Below are 2,186 nucleotides of genomic sequence, written 5' to 3'. Positions count from 1 at the left end.
GGGCGCGGCGTCAACATCGCGGTGTGGACCTGGGACGACGCCGCGTTCGCGTGGCTCGCCGGCGAACTCACCGATGAGCGGTTCCGTGAACTCGTCCCGGGGCTGGAGGGCATGGACCTCCACCGCTACCTGCTGCCCAACCTCCGGGCGGTCAACGTCGTCGCGCGGCCCCCGCGGGGCGAGGTGTTGCGACCCGGCCTCGGGTCCGACCTCGCCGCCGCGAGCCTGGAGATCCCGGGTGAGCTCCTCGAGGTCGGCCCCTGACCGAGACCGCGGCTGACCGGGACCGGTCAGGTCGCCGCGCGGAGCTCGACCTTCCGGATCTTGCCGGTCGCCGTGCGCGGGATGGTGTCGACCACCACCACGTCTCGCGGCCGGTGTGAGGAGGACAGACGCTCGGCCCCGAACTCCATGACCGAGGCCTTGAGCTCGTCCCCGTCCGGCGCACCCTCGGCGGGGACCACCACGACCACCACGAGCTCGCCCCACCTGGGGTCGGGGCGGCCGACGCACGCGACCTCGGCGATGTGCGGGTGGTCCATGAGGACACGCTCGACGTGCAGTGACGAGACGTTCTCGCCGCCGGATTTGACGATGTCCTTGACGCGGTCGGCGAACCACACCACCCCCTCGGTGTCGATGCGCCCCAGGTCCCCCGAGTGCAGGCGGCCGCCCACGAACGCCTCGGAGTTGGCCTCGGGGTTGTTCCAGTAGCCCTCCATCACCGTGGGGCCGCGGTAGACGATCTCACCGTCCTCCCCGGTGGGCACGAGTGCGGAACCGCCCGGTTCACTGATCCTGTTCTCCGCGATCGGGGTGGGGTACCCCCAGGAGTCGGATTTGTCCGGGTTGAGCTCCGGCCACTGCATGACGGTGGCCGGAGTGCACTCGCTCATCCCCGAGGCCAGGACTATCCGGGCATCCGGGAGTGCGGCGTCGAGGCGCCGGCGCATCTCCTCGGACATCGGGGCCATGGCGTAGAGCAGGAACCGGAGCGAGGACAGGTCGAGGCCGCGGTCGGTCGCGTCCGCCAGGGCCTCCAGCATGAGGGGCAGGCCCACCAGGTGGGTGGCCCGGACGCGGGCGACGGTCTCGGCGTATCCGACCGGGTCGAAACCCGGCAGGAGGTGGACGGTCGCCCCCATGGTGACCGCCGACAGCAGGACCCCGTTGAGACCGGCGGTGTGGAAGAGGGGGAGCGGGCACACGGTCACCGAGGCCTCGGCGCCCCAGTTCAGGCCGAAGACGGCCCCGTTGCCCAGGGCGGCCATGGACACGGCGAGGTGCGAGGTGAGGACGCCCTTGGGGCGTGAGGTGGTGCCCGAGGAGTAGAGGCACTGCACGACCTGGCGGTCACCGATCACCGTGTCGGGGCTGGAGTCGTCGCCGGACAGCAGGTCGTCCCACCCGATCAGGTCGGGACCGTCGGCGGAGGCCGTCAGTCCGTCGGGGACGCCTCCGATGACGACGACGGTCCGGATCCCGGGCATGGCGGCGACCGCTCCCATCACCAGTTCCGCGAGTGAACCGTGAACGACGAGGATTCGGGTCCCCGAGTCGGTCAGGGCGTGCGCGATGTTGTCCAGCCCGGACAGCAGGTTGATGGGCAGCGAGACCATCCCGGCCTTGGCCGTGCCGAAGTAGGTGGCCACGAACTCGCGGCAGTTCGTCGACAGGATCGCGACCGGCTCCTCCGCCTCGATTCCGTGCGCCACCAGACCGTGGGCGAACCGGTTGGAGACGGACTCGAGTTCGAGGAAGGACCACGACCCGGCATCGTCCGTGAGGGCGGTCCGGTTCGAGAAGGTGGCCGCCGCCCGGGTGGGGATGTCGCCCACCGAGCACCGGCGGGCCAGGGCGTGGTCCACGGGGTCGATTCCGGTCATGTCCAGTCGCATGGTGCCTCCGTAAGGGGTCGGGGAGAGGGGTCGGGCGTCCCGCGTCGGGAGTGATGTGGGTCACCGTGGGCCACCCTCCCAGTCGTCGCGGAGAAAAGCAAGCAAGCATGCTTGCTTTATTTGGGCGGAGGTGGAATCGTTCCCGCCATGACCAACCCCCCGCCCTCCGAGACGGAGGACCCGCACGCCGCCCTCGCCGCCCTCAGCGCCCGGGTGGACGAGCTCGTCGAGGCCGCCGGGTCCGATCGCTGGCACACCGCCACCCCGGCCGCGGGCTGGGACGTCGCC

The 2,186-nt window shown here is 71.0% G+C and carries 1 protein-coding gene and 1 pseudogene; one reads left to right on the top strand and one right to left on the bottom strand.

Going from position 1 to position 2,186, the window contains the following annotated elements; translation table 11 throughout:
- A pseudogene (locus G6019_RS16040) lies at positions 1 to 264 on the top strand (acyclic terpene utilization AtuA family protein); the annotation flags it as partial.
- 26 nt (positions 265 to 290) lie between these two features.
- Here the strand turns inward: G6019_RS16040 and G6019_RS16035 are convergent.
- Positions 291 to 1,898: a class I adenylate-forming enzyme family protein gene (locus tag G6019_RS16035; RefSeq protein WP_107757073.1), complete on the bottom strand. Its 1,608-nt coding sequence runs from the start codon at positions 1,896 to 1,898 to the stop codon at positions 291 to 293.
- Positions 1,899 to 2,186: the final 288 nt, after the last annotated feature.

The organism is Dietzia sp. DQ12-76 (assembly GCF_014145045.1).
In the GTDB taxonomy this organism is placed as follows: Bacteria; Actinomycetota; Actinomycetes; order Mycobacteriales; family Mycobacteriaceae; genus Dietzia.
This window is presented reverse-complemented; position numbering and strand designations above follow the sequence as displayed.

Bases quoted from the DNA above. Each gene is read 5' to 3' on its own strand.
- G6019_RS16035 (WP_107757073.1), bottom strand. From the start codon at position 1,898: ATGCGACTGGACATGACCGGAATCGACCCCGTGGACCACGCCCTGGCC.